11 protein-coding genes are annotated in these 15,670 nt (G+C 71.6%); 3 read left to right on the plus strand and 8 right to left on the minus strand.

Annotated elements, in window-relative coordinates:
* Positions 1 to 16 precede the first annotated feature (16 nt).
* On the minus strand, positions 17 to 1,276 hold the full coding sequence (locus ACZ42A_RS35090) for an MFS transporter (protein WP_468531439.1): 1,260 nt from the start codon (positions 1,274 to 1,276) through the stop codon (positions 17 to 19).
* Positions 1,277 to 1,842: 566 nt separating this feature from the next.
* Between ACZ42A_RS35090 and ACZ42A_RS35095 the strand changes: the two genes are divergently transcribed.
* Both ACZ42A_RS35095 and ACZ42A_RS35100 read left to right on the plus strand, forming a co-directional pair.
* Positions 1,843 to 2,406 (plus strand): hemerythrin domain-containing protein, encoded by a 564-nt coding sequence (locus ACZ42A_RS35095; RefSeq protein WP_468531378.1) that lies wholly within the window; start codon positions 1,843 to 1,845, stop codon positions 2,404 to 2,406.
* Between the two features lie 66 nt (positions 2,407 to 2,472).
* Positions 2,473 to 2,667 carry a DUF2795 domain-containing protein gene (locus ACZ42A_RS35100; RefSeq protein WP_468531379.1) on the plus strand — a complete coding sequence of 65 codons (195 nt, stop codon included), beginning with the start codon at positions 2,473 to 2,475 and terminating at the stop codon, positions 2,665 to 2,667.
* 102 nt (positions 2,668 to 2,769) lie between these two features.
* Here ACZ42A_RS35100 and ACZ42A_RS35105 read toward each other — a convergent pair whose 3' ends face one another.
* The 4 genes from ACZ42A_RS35105 to ACZ42A_RS35120 form a co-directional block, all read right to left on the minus strand.
* On the minus strand, positions 2,770 to 3,684 hold the full coding sequence (locus tag ACZ42A_RS35105) for a glycosyltransferase family 2 protein (protein ID WP_468531380.1): 915 nt from the start codon (positions 3,682 to 3,684) through the stop codon (positions 2,770 to 2,772).
* Entirely contained in the window at positions 3,681 to 4,577 is an 897-nt protein-coding gene (locus tag ACZ42A_RS35110; RefSeq protein ID WP_468531381.1) for a glycosyltransferase family 2 protein, read from the minus strand. The genes ACZ42A_RS35105 and ACZ42A_RS35110 overlap by 4 nt, the downstream gene beginning before the upstream one ends.
* 109 nt (positions 4,578 to 4,686) lie before the next feature.
* Complete coding sequence (locus ACZ42A_RS35115; RefSeq protein ID WP_468531382.1) at positions 4,687 to 5,562, minus strand: glycosyltransferase family 9 protein; 876 nt, start codon at positions 5,560 to 5,562, stop codon at positions 4,687 to 4,689.
* The gene (locus ACZ42A_RS35120; protein ID WP_468531383.1) at positions 5,559 to 6,581 is read right to left on the minus strand and encodes an NAD-dependent epimerase/dehydratase family protein; all 1,023 of its coding nucleotides are present in this window, start codon (positions 6,579 to 6,581) and stop codon (positions 5,559 to 5,561) included. Before ACZ42A_RS35120 ends, ACZ42A_RS35115 begins: the two co-directional genes overlap by 4 nt.
* 330 nt (positions 6,582 to 6,911) lie before the next feature.
* Between ACZ42A_RS35120 and ACZ42A_RS35125 the strand changes: the two genes are divergently transcribed.
* Positions 6,912 to 8,099: a phosphodiester glycosidase family protein gene (locus tag ACZ42A_RS35125; protein WP_468531384.1), complete on the plus strand. Its 1,188-nt coding sequence runs from the start codon at positions 6,912 to 6,914 to the stop codon at positions 8,097 to 8,099.
* A 97-nt stretch (positions 8,100 to 8,196) separates the two neighbouring features.
* Here ACZ42A_RS35125 and ACZ42A_RS35130 read toward each other — a convergent pair whose 3' ends face one another.
* The 3 genes from ACZ42A_RS35130 to ACZ42A_RS35140 all read right to left on the minus strand — a co-directional run bounded on the left by ACZ42A_RS35130 (position 8,197) and on the right by ACZ42A_RS35140 (position 15,601).
* Positions 8,197 to 9,891: a tetratricopeptide repeat protein gene (locus ACZ42A_RS35130; protein ID WP_468531385.1), complete on the minus strand. Its 1,695-nt coding sequence runs from the start codon at positions 9,889 to 9,891 to the stop codon at positions 8,197 to 8,199.
* A 195-nt stretch (positions 9,892 to 10,086) separates the two neighbouring features.
* Positions 10,087 to 11,262 (minus strand): Wadjet anti-phage system protein JetD domain-containing protein, encoded by a 1,176-nt coding sequence (locus tag ACZ42A_RS35135; RefSeq protein ID WP_468531386.1) that lies wholly within the window; start codon positions 11,260 to 11,262, stop codon positions 10,087 to 10,089.
* Complete coding sequence (locus ACZ42A_RS35140) at positions 11,249 to 15,601, minus strand: hypothetical protein (protein ID WP_468531387.1); 4,353 nt, start codon at positions 15,599 to 15,601, stop codon at positions 11,249 to 11,251. The genes ACZ42A_RS35135 and ACZ42A_RS35140 overlap by 14 nt, the downstream gene beginning before the upstream one ends.
* Positions 15,602 to 15,670 lie beyond the last annotated feature (69 nt).

Below are 15,670 nucleotides of genomic sequence, written 5' to 3' on the forward strand. Positions count from 1 at the left end.
TCCGACGCCGCCCGGCTCAGGCCGCCGTCTGAAGCTCCGCCCGGCGCTCCCCGGTCCGCAGCGGCCTGACCGGCGTCGGAGTGCGGCGCTGCCGCAGCAGGAAGCCCGTGCCGATCGCGCCGGCGATGATCAGGCCGCCCGCGACGAGGGCGCCGCGGGCGCCGGCGAGTTCCATCAGGAGGCCGAGGGCGGGCGGGCCGGCCAGGCCCCAGCCGGTGCTGATGCTGCCCCACACGCCGAGGACGCGGCCGCGCATGTGGGCGGGCGGGTCGGTCTGCAGCACGGTCGTGCCGGCGGTGTCGGAGACGGATTCCACGATGGCCATGGGCAGGACCAGGACCAGCAGGACGGCGAGCGACGGCGACAGTCCCGCCACCACCTGGAGCAGCGCGCCCGCCGCGGCCAGCGTGCCGACGAGCCGCACGGACGGCTTGCGCAGCCGGGCGCCGAGCACCGCGCCGAGGATGCCGCCGACGGCGAGCACGGTGGAGACGGTGCCGAAGGATCCGGCGTCACCCGCGAGCGGGCCGGTGACGAGGACGGCGAGGGTGAGGCCGTAGTTGCGGCCGAAGACGGCGCTGATGCCGGTGATCCCGGCGAGCGCGACCAGCCGGGGGCGCCGCGCGAAGAACGCCAGCCCCTCCCGGACGGTCATGTCGCCGCTCTCGCGGCCCTTGCCCTTCGCCCGGGAGCCCCGCTGGGCGGGGATCACCGCGCGGGTGCCCGCCCCGGCGATCGGCCGCAGGAACGGGATCACGGAGGCGACGAAGAAGAACGACAGACCGTTCGCGGCGTAGGCGGCGGCCGTGCCGAGGAAGCCGACCGTGACACCGGCGAACGCGGTGCCGGCGAGCCGCCCGGCGCTGTGCACCAGGGAGCCGACGCCGATGGCGGACGGGACGTCCTCCGGCCGGACCAGGTCGTTGCCCAGCAGGGCACAGGCGGGGCCGTCGACGGTGGCGATGGTGCCGGTGACGGCCGCCAGCACCAGCAGCACGGTCAGGTCGAGCCGGTCCGTCGCCACGAGCAGGGCCGTCGTCAGGGCGACGAGGCCGAGCAGCGCCTGGCTGACCAGGGCGGTCAGCTTCCGGGGCCAGCGGTCGACGGCGGCGCCGCCGAGCAGACTGATCAGCAGCGCGGGCGCGGCCTGCACGGAGATGGACAGGCCGGTCGCGGCGGCGGACCCGGTGATCTGCAGGACCAGCAGGTTCTGGACGGTGAGCTGCATCCACGTGCCGGCGTTGGAGACGAAGTTCGCCAGCGACCACCAGCGCATGCTCCGGTAGCGCAGGGACCGCCACGGCGAGCGGGACGCGCTGGGCGGGGGCACGGCGTCGTCGGACGCCGGGGCGGGGTCGGTCGGGGGCACGGGGGCAGCGTTGGTATCAGGCACGGCGGAGGAATCAGACACGGCGGTACTCGGCAGGGTGTTCCGGGGACTCGGGAGGATCGGGACATCCGTGGGAGTCGGGAACACCGGCTGCGCTGCGCGGTCACTCCACGGGATCTTTCGAACGAGCGTCGCCCATCGTGGCAGAAGGGACCCCGCGGTCCTGACCGGCCGCCCTCGCCGGAGCGGTGCCGATGCGGCCCCGAGGCGGCAAATCCGGGGCTGGCCAGGGGATTTGGCGCAACTTGTGCACTTCCTCACAAGGCTGCGGGGGCCTTCCCGGGACCTGTGAGCGAGTGCACAAGCACCCTGGGAATCCCGGGGAATTCCCCCTGTCACCCCCTCCCATTCACACCCCCGGGCCCGCGTTACGCCCGCCCCGGCACGGGCACCCGGGTCTCTGGGCGGGCCCCCGCCCGGGAGCCGCCGTAGCCACGATGGAGGGAGTGGACATGGGACACGGAGGAAACGTCATCGACGAGCTGGTGACGGACCACCGGGAGGTCGAGACGCTCTTCGGCAAGATCGAGGCGCTCCCGCCGGGCCACACGGACCGCAAGGTCTACGCGGACCAGGTCACCATGGAGCTGGTGCGCCACTCGGTCGCCGAGGAGGCCCATCTCTACCCGGCCGTGCGTGAGCACGTGGCGAACGGGGACGCCATGGCCGACAAGGAGCTCGAGGATCACGCCAAGGCCGAGCAGATCATGAAGGATCTGGAGGGCTGCGACGCGGACGATCCCGAGTTCGACCGGTTGATCGGCATGCTCATGAACGAGATCCGCTCGCATGTGGCGGACGAGGAGGGCAACCTCTTCCCGATGCTGCGCCAGTCCTGCCCCGCGGAGACTCTCGACGAGCTGGGCGACAAGGTGCGCCAGGCGAAGAAGATGGCGCCGACCCGTCCGCACCCGTCCGCCCCGGACAAGCCCCCGGCCAACAAGCTGCTCGCGCCCGGCATGGGATTCGTCGACCGGATGCGCGACATGCTGACGGGCCGCGGCAAGAAGGACTGAGCCCCGACCGGGGCCGTACGTCCTTCGGTGAACCCCCCACCCGCACTCGACCGCCATGGAGGTGTCATGGCCGGCATCACACCCCCCGACCTGCAGAAGGCCCTGTCCGGCGCGGAGTACCCGACGGACGCCAAGAAGCTGGCGAAGGTCGCCCGGGACAATCACGCGCCCAAGGAGATCACCGACCGGATCAAGCACCTGGGCAAGCAGGAGTTCCAGAACCCGGCCGAGGTGAGCAAGGCGGTGTTCCGCAACGAGTGACTCCCGCACGCGTACGGCGGCCGTGGCGCTCTGCCACGGCCGCCGTCGTGTGCGTCGTGTGCCGGGAGCGGCCGACCGGTTCAGCCGACGTAGCCGACCGGTTCAGCCGACGTACCGGCGTGCGGGCGACGACCGCCGCGCCTCCTCCAGGGCGGCGATCCGGGCCTCCAGCTCGGGCGGTACGGGGTCGCGCTGCCGCAGCACCCAGGGCAGCCCGGCCGCCGCGTGGGCGAAGGCCCGCGCCGAGGCCCGGTCGTGCGGCACCGTGCGCAGCAGGTACCAGGTGCGGCGCAGCGCCGACGGCCAGGGGCGGCGCAGCCAGGTGAACCACAGGGTGTTGCGCAGGCCGAGGACCCGCCGGTGGGTGCTGTCGCGGACCGGGGAGGCGGCGTGATGGATGGTGATCTCGGGGACGTAGCAGAGCCAGTGCCCGCGGCGCAGCAGGTCGGTGGCGAGCAGTTCCTCCTCGCCGCCGAGCCACAGCCCGGGGTGGAAGCCGCCGGCGGCGCGGAAGGCGTCGGTGCGCATCACGGTGGCGGCGGCGAGGAACGAGCCGAGGGCGGGGCCGGGCAGCCAGTCGGGGCCGGTGAGGGGCGAGTCGCGCAGTTCGGCGACGACCGGGTCCTCCTCGCCCGAGGGCTCGACGACGATCCGGGCCGTCACGGCGGCCAGCCGCGGATGGGCGTCCAGCAGGTCCGCCGCGTGGCGCAGCGAGCCCGGCTCCCACCAGGTGTCGTCGTCGCAGAAGGCCACGTACGGGGTCCGCGCGTACCGCACGGCGAGGTTGCGGCCGATGGCTCCGAGGTTGCGTCCGGGGCGCAGCAGCAGGACCTCCGGGTGGTCCCGGGCGACCGCCTCGGCGGTGCCGTCGTGCGAGCCGTTGTCGGTGACGATCACCGGGGGCCGTTCCGGCAGGTCGCGCAGGGTGCGCAGGGTGCGCAGCAGTTCGGGGCGGCGGTCTCGGGTGATCACCACGACGGTGGTACGGCCGTCGGGGCGGGCGGCGTGGTCGGTCACGGCCTCCTCCCCTCCAGCAGCCGGGCCGCCTGTTCGACCCGGGCGGGCAGCGGTGCGCGGTGCCGGAGAGCGGCGGGCAGCCGGGCGAGCACGCCGCGCAGGGCGGCCCCGGCCGCGGGCTCGCCCCGGGCGGCCGCCGCGGCGAGGCGGGCGGTGCCGCGCAGGGCGACCGGGGCGGGGCGGCGGAGCCAGGCGGTGAGCAGCTCGTTGCGCCACTGGACGGCGGAGCGGCCGGGCCGCCCGCCGGGGTCCGGGTGGTGCAGGGCGGTCACCGAGGGCACGTAGGACACGCCCCAGCCGCGCGCGGCCAGGTCGTAGGCGAGCAGGGTCTCCTCGCCGCCGAAGAACAGCACCGGGTGGTAGCCGCCGGCGTCGAGGAAGGCCCGGCGCCGCACCACGGCCGCGCAGGCGAGGAAGCCGAGCACCGGGGTGCCGGGGAGCCCGGGGTCGGGGGGCAGCGGGGAGGCGGCGAGGACGGAGTTGAGCGGGTCCTCGACGGCGTCCGGGCCGACGAGGGTGCGCGCGGCGAGCAGTCCCAGCCGGGGGTGCGCGTCGAGGAGGTCGGCGGCGGCGGTCAGCGCGCCCGGCGCCCACCACGAGTCGTCGTCGCTGAACGCGACATACGGCGTGGTGGCGTGGCGTACGGCGAGGTTGCGCCCGAGTGCCCCGGTGTTGCGGCCGGGGCTCAGGACGCGCGCGCCCACCGGATGGTCCAGGACCGCGGCCGCGGTGGCGTCGGCGGAGTCGTTGTCCACGACGATGACCGGCGGCCTCTCGGGCAGCTCGGCCAGCCGGTCCAGCGTGCGCAGCACGCTCGCGCGGCGGTTGCGCGTGATCACGGCGACGGTGATCCGCCCGACCGCGGGCTCGCGCGGCGGGACGGCATCGGTCATGGCCTGCTGGTGCACGGGGATCGCCTCACGTCCTTTCCTCCAGAAGCCTGCACACGGCGCCGACCACAGGGACCGACAGTCAGGGCCTTGCTGATACCCGGAGATCGCCTCACGTCCTCTCCTCCAGAAGCCTGCGCACGGCGCCCGTCACGTCCTGGGCGGTGCTGTCGTCCGGAGGGAGCAGCACGCTGGGGACGCCGTCCGGGCGGCGTGGTGCGCCCGGGGGGACGAGGGAGACGACCGGCGTGCCGGTGGCGGCGGCGAGGTGGGCCGGGCCGGGCGCGCCGGTCACGACCACGTCGGCGGCCCGCAGGACCCCGGCCAGCCGCCGGGGGTCGGTACGGCCGCCGAGGTCGACGGCCGTGTCCCCGCTGACGTGCCGGGTCAGCGCGGTCTCCTCCGGTCCGCCGGTGACGACGACGCGATGCCCGGCGTCGGCGAGCGCGGCGACCGCCGCCGCGCAGCGGTCCGGGTCCCAGGCGCGGCCGGGCGGCCCGGCGCCGGGGTGGACCACGACGTACGGGCCGTTGCCGGTGAGGACGGCGGTGTCGGGCGGGGGCAGGACGCGCAGCCGGCCGTCGTCCCCGGCCCGGGGGCGGAAACCCAGGGCGGCGGCGGTGTCGAGGGCCGCCCCGGCGCCGGGGTCGCCGCAGGCACCGACCCGATCCACGTGCGCCATCCGCAGCAGCCGCTCGGCGGGCCGCGGGCTCTGCCCGTCCGGGGTGACGAGGAGCGCCACGTCGTAGGCCCCGGCCCGCAGCCGCCGTACGAGCGCGTCCTCGTCCGCCGCCGCGTCCTCCGGGGGCTCCCACGGCGGCTCCCATACGACGACGTCGTCCACGTGGGGCAGCAGGCGGGCGGCGGGCGCGCCGCCGGGCCCGCACAGCACCGTCACCGGGTGCGCCCCGGTGGCGACGGCGCGGACGGCGGGGCCCGCGAGCAGGACTCCGGTGAATCCGTCGAGCCGTACGACCAGCGCCTTCACGGCCCTGCCACCCCCTGGCCGCCGGGCATGGCCCGCTCGGCGAAGTAGGCGATGGTCCGCTTGAACCCCTCCTCCCAGGGGACCCTCGGCGCCCAGCCGTAGACCTCCCGGGCGAAGGTGGTGTCCGGCCGGCGCCGGGCGGGGCCGTGGGCCCGGCCGGGCCGGTACTCCAGGCGGGACGGGGAGCCGGTCAGGCGGATCACCCGGCGGGCGATCTCCTCGACGGTCGCCTCGTCGTCGCCGCCGATGTTCACGGGCCGCACGGCCCGGCTGGCGGCCACCCGCAGCACGCCCTCGACGACGTCGTCCACATAGGCCAGCGACCGGGTCTGGCTGCCGTCGCCGTCCACGGTGACGGGGGCTCCGGCGAGCGCCTGCCGGACGAAGGTGGGCAGCGCCTGGCGGCCGTCCGACCGCATCCGCGGACCATAGGTGTCGAACACCCGCACGATCCCGGCGTCGATGCCGCGGGCGGTCGCACAGGCGGTGGTCAGAGCCTCGGCGAACCGCTTGCCCTCGTCGTGGGCGCTGCGCGGCCCGACCGGGTCGACCTGCCCCCAGCAGTCCTCGCGCTGCGGATGCGCCGCCGGGTCGCCGTAGACCTGACAGGCGGAGCCCAGCAGGAACCGCGCCCCGTCGCGCTCGGCGACGGCCAGCGCGTTGCGGGTGCCGGGGCCGGCGGCGTCCAGCGCGGCCAGCCGGCAGCCGAGGCAGTCGGCGGGCGAGGCGGGTCCCGCGAAGTGCAGCACCAGGTCGTAGGGCCCGGGAAGGGCATCCGGGCAGCCGGGGGCGCTCACGTCCCGCTCCAGGAACCGGAACCCGGGTCGTCCGGCCAGATGGCGGACTTTGTCGGCGGCCCCCGACGACAGGTTGTCCACACAGTCGACCCCGACACCGGCCTCGATCAGGTGTTCGCACAGATGGGAGCCCAGAAACCCGGCGCCCCCGGTGACCAGGGCCCGTTTCCAGCCGGGCCGTGACATCGGCAGCGGTATCGCGGAGAACGCCATCGGCGTCATGACACGGCCTCCCTTCCGTCGACGAGGGACCACTTCGCGTTGTGGAGGGATGGACGGCGAGCGGCGCCCGAGTGCCCCGCGGGGCCGTTTTCATACTCCGCCGTCCGGTGCCGCTGTGCCACATGAGGCCGCCGGGGCTCCTGGGGTCACCCGCTCGGGGGTCTCGTTCGCCCATCCGCCCCCGCGCCGTCGACGTCCGGCCACCCGGCCGGACGTCGCCGTCTGGTGCACTTCCCCTGGTTCCTGGGACAGTTGACGAGACCTCAGGGGGGACGTGTGACGAGACGTCAAAAGCGCTTCCACGCAGGCAGAACGGTACTGGCACTCCTCATGGCACTCGGCTCGACGGCCGGTGCGGCCCTGGTCGGGGCGGCACCGGCCGACGCCGCACCGGCGGCGGTCGACATCGCACCGGGCGTGGTCTACGAGGAGTTCGACCTCCAGGCGGCCAAGGGCCCGGCCCGCGCGCATGTTCTGGACGTCGACCTGCGGCATCCGAAGGTGAGCCTCGATCTGCTCTACCCGGGAGCGGTGGCCACGCGGTCCACCGTGTCGCGGCTCGCCGACGCCCAGGGCGCCGTCGCGGGCGTCAACGGCGACTTCTTCAACATCACCGAGGTCCAGCACCCGGGCGTCGAGGCGACCGGCGCGAGCGTCGGACCGGCGATCGCGAGCGGCCGGACGCTGAAGGCTGCGGTGCCGAACGGGCAGCGGTTCGGCCCGGCCCTGCCGCCCGGCACCTCCACCCGGGATGTGTTCGGGGTGGGCGTCGACCGGCGGGCCCGGCTGGACTCCCTGAGCCTGGACGGATCGATCACCACAGCCGAGGAGCGGGTGCCGCTCGGCGGCCTCAACCAGTACGCGCTGCCGGTGGGCTCCGTCGGCGCGTTCACCGCGGACTGGGGCAACGCCTCCCGGGTGCGCGCCATCTGCGGCACCGACACCGAGCGGGCCGCGCCGTGCAGCACGGACACCCACGAGGTGACGGTCCGTGACGGACGGGTGGTGGCGACCGACCAGCATCCGGGCGGCGGGCCGATCGCCCGCGGCACGACCGTGCTCGTCGGGCGCGAGGCGGGGGCGCAGTGGCTGCGCAAGCTCGCCGTGGGCGATGCCGTGCGGGTACGGCACCGGTTGGTGGCGGCCCGGTCCCACGGCGTGCCGTACCACTTCGCCGTCGGCGGGTATCCGGTGCTGTCCGGCGGGCAGCCGCTGCCCGGCCTGGACAACCGGACCGCGGCCGTGCGCTCCGCGGTGGGCCTCGCGGACGGCGGACGGCGGGTGCTGCTGCTCTCGCTGGACGGCTCCCCCGAATACCGCACCGGCCTGACGATCGCCGAGCTGGCCGAGGTCATGCGGCGGCTCGGCGCGGTCGACGCCTTCAGCCTCGACGGCGGCGGCTCCTCCACCCTGGTCGCCCGCGCACCGGGCGAGACCGCCGTGACCGTCCGCAACCATCCGGCGGGCGGCGCCGAGCGGCCGGTACCGAACGGGATCGGGGTGTTCTCGAAGCCGTGAGGGCCGTAAGCGCGGCGCGCACCACGTCATGCAGCCCGGAATTACGGTGTGACTCGCCCGTCCGGGCTGTGTCTGCCGTCCCGCACAGCCGATCATCTCAAGCTTCACGCTCAAGGTCACGGCGCTGCCGGTACAGAGCGTCAGCGGTCTCCCGGGTATCGGGGTGTCCGGGGCCGAGCGCCCTGACCCGCAGCTCCAGCGTCCTGGCGAAATACTCAAGCGCCTCCTCGGCCCGGCCCGCTCTCTGGTAGGCACGGGCCAGAAGATCCATGGTGAAGAGGGTATGCGGATGCTCGGAGCGGAGGAGGTCGCTCTGCGCGTGGACGATCTCGCGGATGGAATCGGCCAGACAGGGTCCGTGCCATGACCGCTCACGCAGCAGCATGGCGAAGGACGCAATACGCAACGCTAGCCGCTGGTCCGGGAGTCCTGCGGCGAGTCGCTGAAGCTCCGCCAGCCGATCGACACGGGAAGTGGCCAAGGCCCAGTGCGCCGCACCTGCGATAGCGATGGCGTCGAGAGGTCGACCGGACTCCGCTGCCCGCCGGGCTCGGAAAGCGGTGGCACCGTACCGGCGGGCCGCATCGTCGCCCAGTCGGTAGGCGGCCTGCGTCAGCAAGTCGTAGGTCCTCACCCGGACATCCAAGGGGACGCTCCGCGTACGCCTCCAAGCCGATCGGAGCTCCAGCAGACGATCACGCGCCGCGGCCGCACGCCCCTGCTCCAGGAGGTAGTCGCAGGAGGCAAGCAGGGCGTAGCGTCCGGGCGACGTCCTCAGAAACCTCGGGTCAACGGCCTGGAGGGCGGCCGCGCTCGCCTCCCAGGCGGGCCAGTAATCCCACTGAGCGACGCCTTCGCTGCTGGGCACCGTGCCGAGCATCATCATCTCGGCCAGGCACGCGGCCCGGTCGAGCTCGGCTGGTGACAGGTCAAGACGCCACAACTGGCAGGTGAACCAGTCGAGACGGGCTTCACCGTCAACGACTCGGACGAGCCCTCGTCGCCCCAGGTCGTTCAGCACCGTGCCCAGGCTGTACATCGGTATCCGCTGGGTCGGAGGCAGATCGTCGAGGGCCGAACGCCACCTGTGCGGGAGCGGATGCTCCTCAAGAAGCGACACGGGAAACGGCTCACCGTTCATCAGCGCGAGCGCGCCCAGAACGTCAAAGGGAGCGAGACCACCAACCTGCGGCACGTGGCCCACGGCGCGGCGGAGTTCACCCGTCAGTGAGGCAGAGGGGCCGTCAGGCCGTCCCGCTTCGAACATCACATGGGCGTGGGTCTTCGCCTTACGGAGGAAGCCATCGACGGTGACACCCGGTGAGAACCAGCGGAGGGCCTGGGTGAGCGCCAGCGGCAGATCGCCCAGCTGCTCGGCCAGCCGATCGGCGTCCCTTTCGGACAGCCCTTCCAGATTTGACGTCAGGAATTCTACCGATTCCCCGCGGCTGAAGGGTTCGACCTCCACGACCCTGGCCAGGTGCCGCCATCTGTCGGCCGGCGCGCGTGAGACGACGATGAGCTGGAAGCCGTGGTCCAGCAGTGTGTCGGGAAGGGACTCGGGGCCGGGAACGTCATCCAGGCGCAGTAGCACCGGAGGGCGCAGCCGGGGAATGAACTCGTTGGTGAACTCTTCCAGTTGCGCCTGAAGCTCATCGGACCAAGAGATGCTCGACAGGTACTGCCCGGAGCACTGAGGAAGCACCTCGCATCGGATCAGATGCGACTTCCCGACGCCTGGACCGCCGGTCACTACCACGATGCCGTCGCGGTTCAGCCGCTGGACGATCATGTTCGCGAGTGCCGGGCGTCTGACAGCGGCAAGTTGTCCAGTTCCCCGCCCGGACATCCCACCAGCCGAGTCCTCCGGAAGGGTCACCCAACTCGCCTCTCATGGGCTCGGCTTCGCGCCGAGGATTCAGCCGGCTGCGTCTGGCCGCCGGTCGCCGGTCAGCTTGTAAACGCCTTACGCACCATGGGAGTTACGTCACCGCACATCCGCGTACCAACGCTGGTCGGTGCTCAGGTGGTCGAAGCTGACCCACTCCTGCGCCAGCCGCTCGCCGCGCAGCATGAGGGCACAGGCCGCGTCGCGGTGCCTGGGGTGGAGCCAGGTGGCCAGTTCCTGTGCTCTTGCGGGCGCGATCTTCGCCTCCTTGGGCAGACAGCGGCCCGGTGTGCCGAGCTGGAGCAGCGCGTCGTACAGCTCGACGGCCGGGCGGATCGGCGGGAGGCCGGCAGGGGCGTGCCTACCGGCTCCGACCGGAATGCTCAGGCCGCTGACGTCGAGGTCTCCGAAATAGACGATGTCGGAGACCTGGTTCTTCGGAGTGATGCTCCCGATGGACCTCTGGAAGGTGCGGCCGATACCCCAGGCGACATGGCCGATCCGGTGGTCGATGTGCCGGAGCATGTGGGAGATCGACCAATAGGTGGTGGAGTTCTCGACGACGAGGAGTACACGCCCTTTGCCGATTATGTGGTATCCGCTGTCCTCTTCCAGTTGGGTCGAGCGGAATTCTTTGGTGAGCAACGGCGGATCGACTTGGAAGGAACTGATCAGGCTCAGCAACCGCTTCTTGTCAGAGAAGAGCGGCTTCGCCTTCAACGTGTCGAAGACTTTCTCCGCCGGGTGCTTCGGCTGCTGGAAGTAGTGATGCTGTCCGAAGATCTTCAACGCCCGCTCGCGAAGGGGGATCCGCATGCCCTCGTTCCCACGGTGCAGCCAGGTGTTCAGCGCCTCATAGGCGGCGCGGATCTTGCCCGTGGTGTGCGGCAAGGCCCAGTAGTCCTCGACCCACGACAGTTTGCTGTGCCAGGGTGGCATCGGCGGGATGCTTTTGCCGGCGGAGCGCATGGGCGCCAGGCTGATTGTCAGGGGTAGCGGAATTCTTTCGCCATCTGTCTTGGGTGAGGTCTTTATCCGGGCGGCATCAGCGAGTTGACGTAGGTATCCCGAGAGCACCCGGTTCGGCAGCTCCTTCTCGTTTCCGGTAAATCGCGCCATGCGATAAAATGACGTCTTTACGTCAGCAATCGACACGCGTTTCTCCGTGGTTCCCTTCCAGCCGCGATCGAGCTGTTGCTCATACAGCAAGGTCAGGAGTTCAAGCGCCTCCTCGCTCGGGTCTTCGGCCGGGGCAGGAAGGTCATTCGCTCTCATCGGGTCTTTCATCCTTGGTGAAGTAGCGGGCTGCCGAGATCTGTGGACCACCCGCCGTCGACAGGGATTCGTCCAGGTAGCGCCCGAAGACCTCGTCCACGGACAGGTACTTGCGCCGTGCGCGGAGGTCGGCGTCGTTGCGCAGTCTGATCACCAAGGGGAAGGTGTCCAACGCCGTGGTATCGAAGAGTCCGGTGGTGTAGATGAGTTGGACACCGAGCATGCGGGCGACGGACTGCTGAAGTCTCAGCAGGTAGGTGGCAGACGCCCGGCCGATCGGGTTGTCCAGGAAGAGTACGCCGGAGTGCTGGTTGCCGACCCGGCCTCGGTCGTTGGCACGCAGCGCGGCCATGGTGCAGTACAGCATGATGGCGGTGGTGAGAATCTGACCGCCGGAGAACACCGCCCGGATGTCGGACACGGAGACCCGGTCCGTGCGCAGTACGGTGTCGGGCTTGAGGATCGTCACCTTGAATCCCTTCGGCGCTCCGGCCGCCGCGACCCCCTTCAGGATCAGAGAGATACCGTCGCGCTTCGGTTCACGACCCGCGGCGACGGCTTGCACAGTGCTCTTGGCCGTATCGTCCACGAGCAGGCCCATGCGGTCCATCAGGGCCTCTTCGGAGATCTCTGCGAACTTGATCCTGAGAAACTTCTGGCCGGACCAGTCGCCGAGTCCCTTCGGTAGCCGGGAGAACCGCTCTGCGCGCCGCAGTGTGTCCAGCGCGTCGGCGACCTGTTGTGCCAGCTGTTGGACGATCGCCTTGCGATGGCGGTCGATCGTCTCCAGGTCGTCGGTGAGCGACCGGAGGCGTCCGCGCAGGGCAGCGGCCCACTCGGCGGCACGCTTGGGGAGCTCCGCCCGCTCGCCGGCAAGAATGATCTTGCGGCTGTTGGTTTCCAGTGTCAGGAACTGATCCCGGCTGGCATGGCGGACAAGCCGGTCGGCGTACCGGCGCTCCTCATCCTCCGCCGCCACCTGCCGTTTGCGCGCATCGTCATGGGCCGTCCTGGCTACCTGGTGGTCCGCTCTTGCGGCGGACAGGTCGCCCTCGAACGGTTCCGGATCGATCAGCTCTGCGGGTTCGAACTCCGAGAACTCCTCCCCGCCCAGCAAGAGGTGCTCGAACCCCAGACGGGCAGTCTGAGCATGTTGCAGAGACTCCTTCAACCACCGGTCGTGCCGGTCCAAGTCCTCCACCACCTGCCGGGCCCTCTCTCGCGCCTGCTTCGCCTCTTCGACGAGCCGCAGACCGTGACCGACATGGCGCGGCCTTTCGAACGGAGTCAGGTCGACCTCGGCAACGGGGGTGACGAACTTCTCGAACTCCTCCTTCCTGATGGTCTCCCGTGCGCTCAGTTCGGCAGCCCGGCTCCGCAATTCCGGTGCCGCCTGATCCGCGAGCCTGCGGGCCAGCTCGCGGGAGGCGGCGTCTGCGCCTTCCGGGCCGTCCAGCAGGTTCCGGGCCAGCTCGACGACAGAAGGCGGGTGATCGGTGAGTTCTGTCGCGATCTGACTCGCTTCGCCCTCGGCCTGCTGGAGGTCCGCGAGGAGCTGGTCCCCGACCGACGCTCGCAGGTAGGCCTCGGCTGCGTTCGCGTAGTCGCGTCGCAGCACCTCCAGCGGTGCGCCGGCCTGTTCCGGTGTTGCTGCCGCTTCCGCGTCCGTGGGGAGGCCGCCCAGTTCCTCCCGGAGCCGACTGGCGGAGGCACGTAGTCCGTCTGCCTCACGTAGCAGGCCGGCGGCTTGCTCGCGACCGTGCCGGGCTTTCTCTTCGGCATTCTTGGCCGCCTGTCGTTCGCGCGCGCCGGCTTCCCGATGCAGGGTGGCGGTGCTCTCCCACCCGGGGACCCGAGCCTCCTGGTCTGCGAGTGAGCGCAGGCGGTGGACCCGTTCGTCCAGGCCCCGCTGGGCAGCCCGGACCGGTTCGGCCTCCTCCACGACCGCCGTACGGGCCTGCGCCACCGCATCACGCGCCACGCGCAGTTCCTCGACTTCGCGCTCACCGCCGTCGACGAGCCGACGCTGGGCTTGCAGCCGGTCCTGAAGCTCGGCCAGGCGACCCGGCGGGAATTCCCTGCGCCACTCCTGGAGGCGGGCCGACAGTCTGGCGGCGGAGCTCCGCCGCTCGGAAAGCTCAGCCAGGCGCTCTTCGCGCCGTTCGTGGCGCTGCCTGACCAGACGGCGTTCCACATCGGCGGACCGCTCGTCGTACAGCGCCGGGTGCGGCGGGACAACGAAGTCGACCCCGCTGACCTGGAGATGCTCCTGGTCCACGGCTTCCGTGGTGCCCACCGCCAGGAACACGCTCGGGTGCGGTTCCCGGCTGCTGATGAGTTCCCGCGCCGCATCGAGCTGCGCCGGGTTGTTGAGCAGAACACCCCCGGCGAGCTGAGGCACCTGCCGGACGAGGGCACGGCGTCGGTCCACATCCGGTATCGCCGCGAGGTACTCCCAGCCGGTCCAGGCTGTGATGCCACCGTCCGAGAGGATTGCCTTGACACGCACCGCCTCGGGGGATGCGGGCAGCAGCTCGGTGCTCTCCAGGGCGATCCGGGATCGCTCGTCCTGTGCCTCGGCCACGCGCAGATCCGTGATCTCAGCGACGGCCTTGTCGTGTACCTCTGCCAGTCGGCTCCGGAGCGCCTCTGCGGCCGTGTCCAGGTCCCCGGGCCCGTGCCCGAGCAGATCCGTGAAGGCGGCATCCGTGCTCAGCGCCTGCGTCCGCGCTGCCGCAGCTTCCCAGTCCTGTGTGGCCGCGTCGAACGACCGGTGCAGTAGGGCCAGACGCGCCTCCGCTTCCCGGACGGCCTGCGCGGCGGCCTGTTGCTCGGCTTCGAGCCGCTTGGCCTCGGCTTCCAGCACGTCGAGTCGGCTGGCATTCTCCGCGGCGGCGGCAGTGGCCTGGTCCACTGCGGTCGCCGCGGGGGTGTCGGGCGGGAGCACTCCGTCCCGGACGGCGGTCGCGATCGCGTCGTGCACCTCGCGCACACGCTGCTCGGCCGACTCGGCCTCCTTCAGCTGGCCGATCGAGCGGCCGAGGGCCGCGTTGTGCTCCGCCTGGTCGGCCTCAGCCTGAGCGGCGACCGTCTGTGCGGTGGACTCGATCTCTCCCGCCTTGCCGAGCAGGCGCTGCACGGCGTCGCGAAGAGCGCCGACGAGCCGCGCCGCCGCCCGGTCCCGGGCCGCCAGCGCGGGCTGTGCGGCCTCCTCGGCGGCCGCCACCACTGCGCGGAGGTTGCTCAGCCGCTGCTCTGCCGTGAGCTGCCGTAGGAGCGTCGGGGTGATCGCCCAGGCCGCTGCCACCGCCTCGGCCCGCCGGGCCTCGGACTCCGCGCTCGCGTACTCCGAGGCCGCGTCCTCCCAGCGGAGCCGCGCCAGTAGACGCTCCAGCTCCACGGTGACCGCTGCCAGCCGGTTGTACTCGGCCTGCTGCTTCCCCCGCTCGGCGGCAAGTTGTGTGCTCTCCTGCTGGATGCGCTGGACGGCGGCGGCCTCGGCTGCGGCGCGGGCGCTCAGTCGCCGCAGCAGGACGGCCATGCGCCGGCCCGCGGCCGTCCTCTGTTCGCGCGTCTGGTCGGCACTCTGACGCGCTTCGGCCAAGGGCTGCAGGATGTCAAGTGCCCCTTGGGCGAAGTCACGTTCGAGAAGCAGTTCGCTGCGCAGATGGAGTCGGCCTGCATAGGTGTCCAGCAGATCCGCGAGTTCCCGGGCTGGGCCGACGGGCAGGACAGCGCCCAGCAGGAAGTTCACGAAGGCCATGTCGCTGGTGAAGGAGAACGCTTCCGCCGCCTCGCCCTCGTCAGCGTTCATGCTGCGCTGATACCTGAACAGCTCGGGGTCCAGGCCCAGTTCGGCCAGCCGTTCGGTCCACTCGCCCTGACGGTCGAAGTCGTCGTACTCCATGGTGGGATCGGCGGCGTTGGCCGTCGCGAGCTCGTTCAGGTACGCGGCCTGTCTGAGGTAGCGGTTGCTGGACGAGAAGGGAAGGCTGTCCAAGCCCAGCCTGGCTGTGGGACGGAAGTGATACCAGCGTTCAAGCAGATTCCGCGGGTCGGAAGACTCCCGCTGGTCCTTCCACTCCAGCACCTTGCCGGTGATCAGTCGCCGGCCACTGCGGGCATGCGTCCACTCCAGCACTACGTGCGCCGTGTCCTTGGGCAGAACGAAGCGTTCAAGGACACCGCCTCCGGTCGCGCCGACGACCTGCCGCCGTCCGGGAAGGATCACAGAGAAGATCAACTTGATCAGGACCGACTTACCTCCTCCGTTCTCGAGGAAGAGAACGGTCGCCGGCGAAGGACGCCGCACTGGAGCTCCGGCGCTGAACAGCGACATCTGGGGGCCTGAGACGGGTCGTCCGACTGCACTGAAGTCCAGAAGAACGTCCTGATACCGGGCTCCGGC

Source organism: Streptomyces sp. NPDC030838, assembly GCF_055572035.1.

Excerpts from the sequence above, each read along its gene's own strand:
- ACZ42A_RS35100 (WP_468531379.1), top strand. The coding sequence starts at position 2,473 with ATGGCCGGCATCACACCCCCCGACCTGCAGAAGGCCCTGTCCGGCGCG.
- ACZ42A_RS35120 (WP_468531383.1), bottom strand. The coding sequence starts at position 6,581 with ATGACGCCGATGGCGTTCTCCGCGATACCGCTGCCGATGTCACGGCCC.
- ACZ42A_RS35110 (WP_468531381.1), bottom strand. The coding sequence starts at position 4,577 with ATGACCGATGCCGTCCCGCCGCGCGAGCCCGCGGTCGGGCGGATCACC.
- ACZ42A_RS35095 (WP_468531378.1), top strand. The coding sequence starts at position 1,843 with ATGGGACACGGAGGAAACGTCATCGACGAGCTGGTGACGGACCACCGG.
- ACZ42A_RS35140 (WP_468531387.1), bottom strand. The coding sequence starts at position 15,601 with ATGTCGCTGTTCAGCGCCGGAGCTCCAGTGCGGCGTCCTTCGCCGGCG.
- ACZ42A_RS35090 (WP_468531439.1), bottom strand. The coding sequence starts at position 1,276 with ATGCGCTGGTGGTCGCTGGCGAACTTCGTCTCCAACGCCGGCACGTGG.
- ACZ42A_RS35130 (WP_468531385.1), bottom strand. The coding sequence starts at position 9,891 with ATGATCGTCCAGCGGCTGAACCGCGACGGCATCGTGGTAGTGACCGGC.
- ACZ42A_RS35135 (WP_468531386.1), bottom strand. The coding sequence starts at position 11,262 with ATGAGAGCGAATGACCTTCCTGCCCCGGCCGAAGACCCGAGCGAGGAG.
- ACZ42A_RS35125 (WP_468531384.1), top strand. The coding sequence starts at position 6,912 with ATGGCACTCGGCTCGACGGCCGGTGCGGCCCTGGTCGGGGCGGCACCG.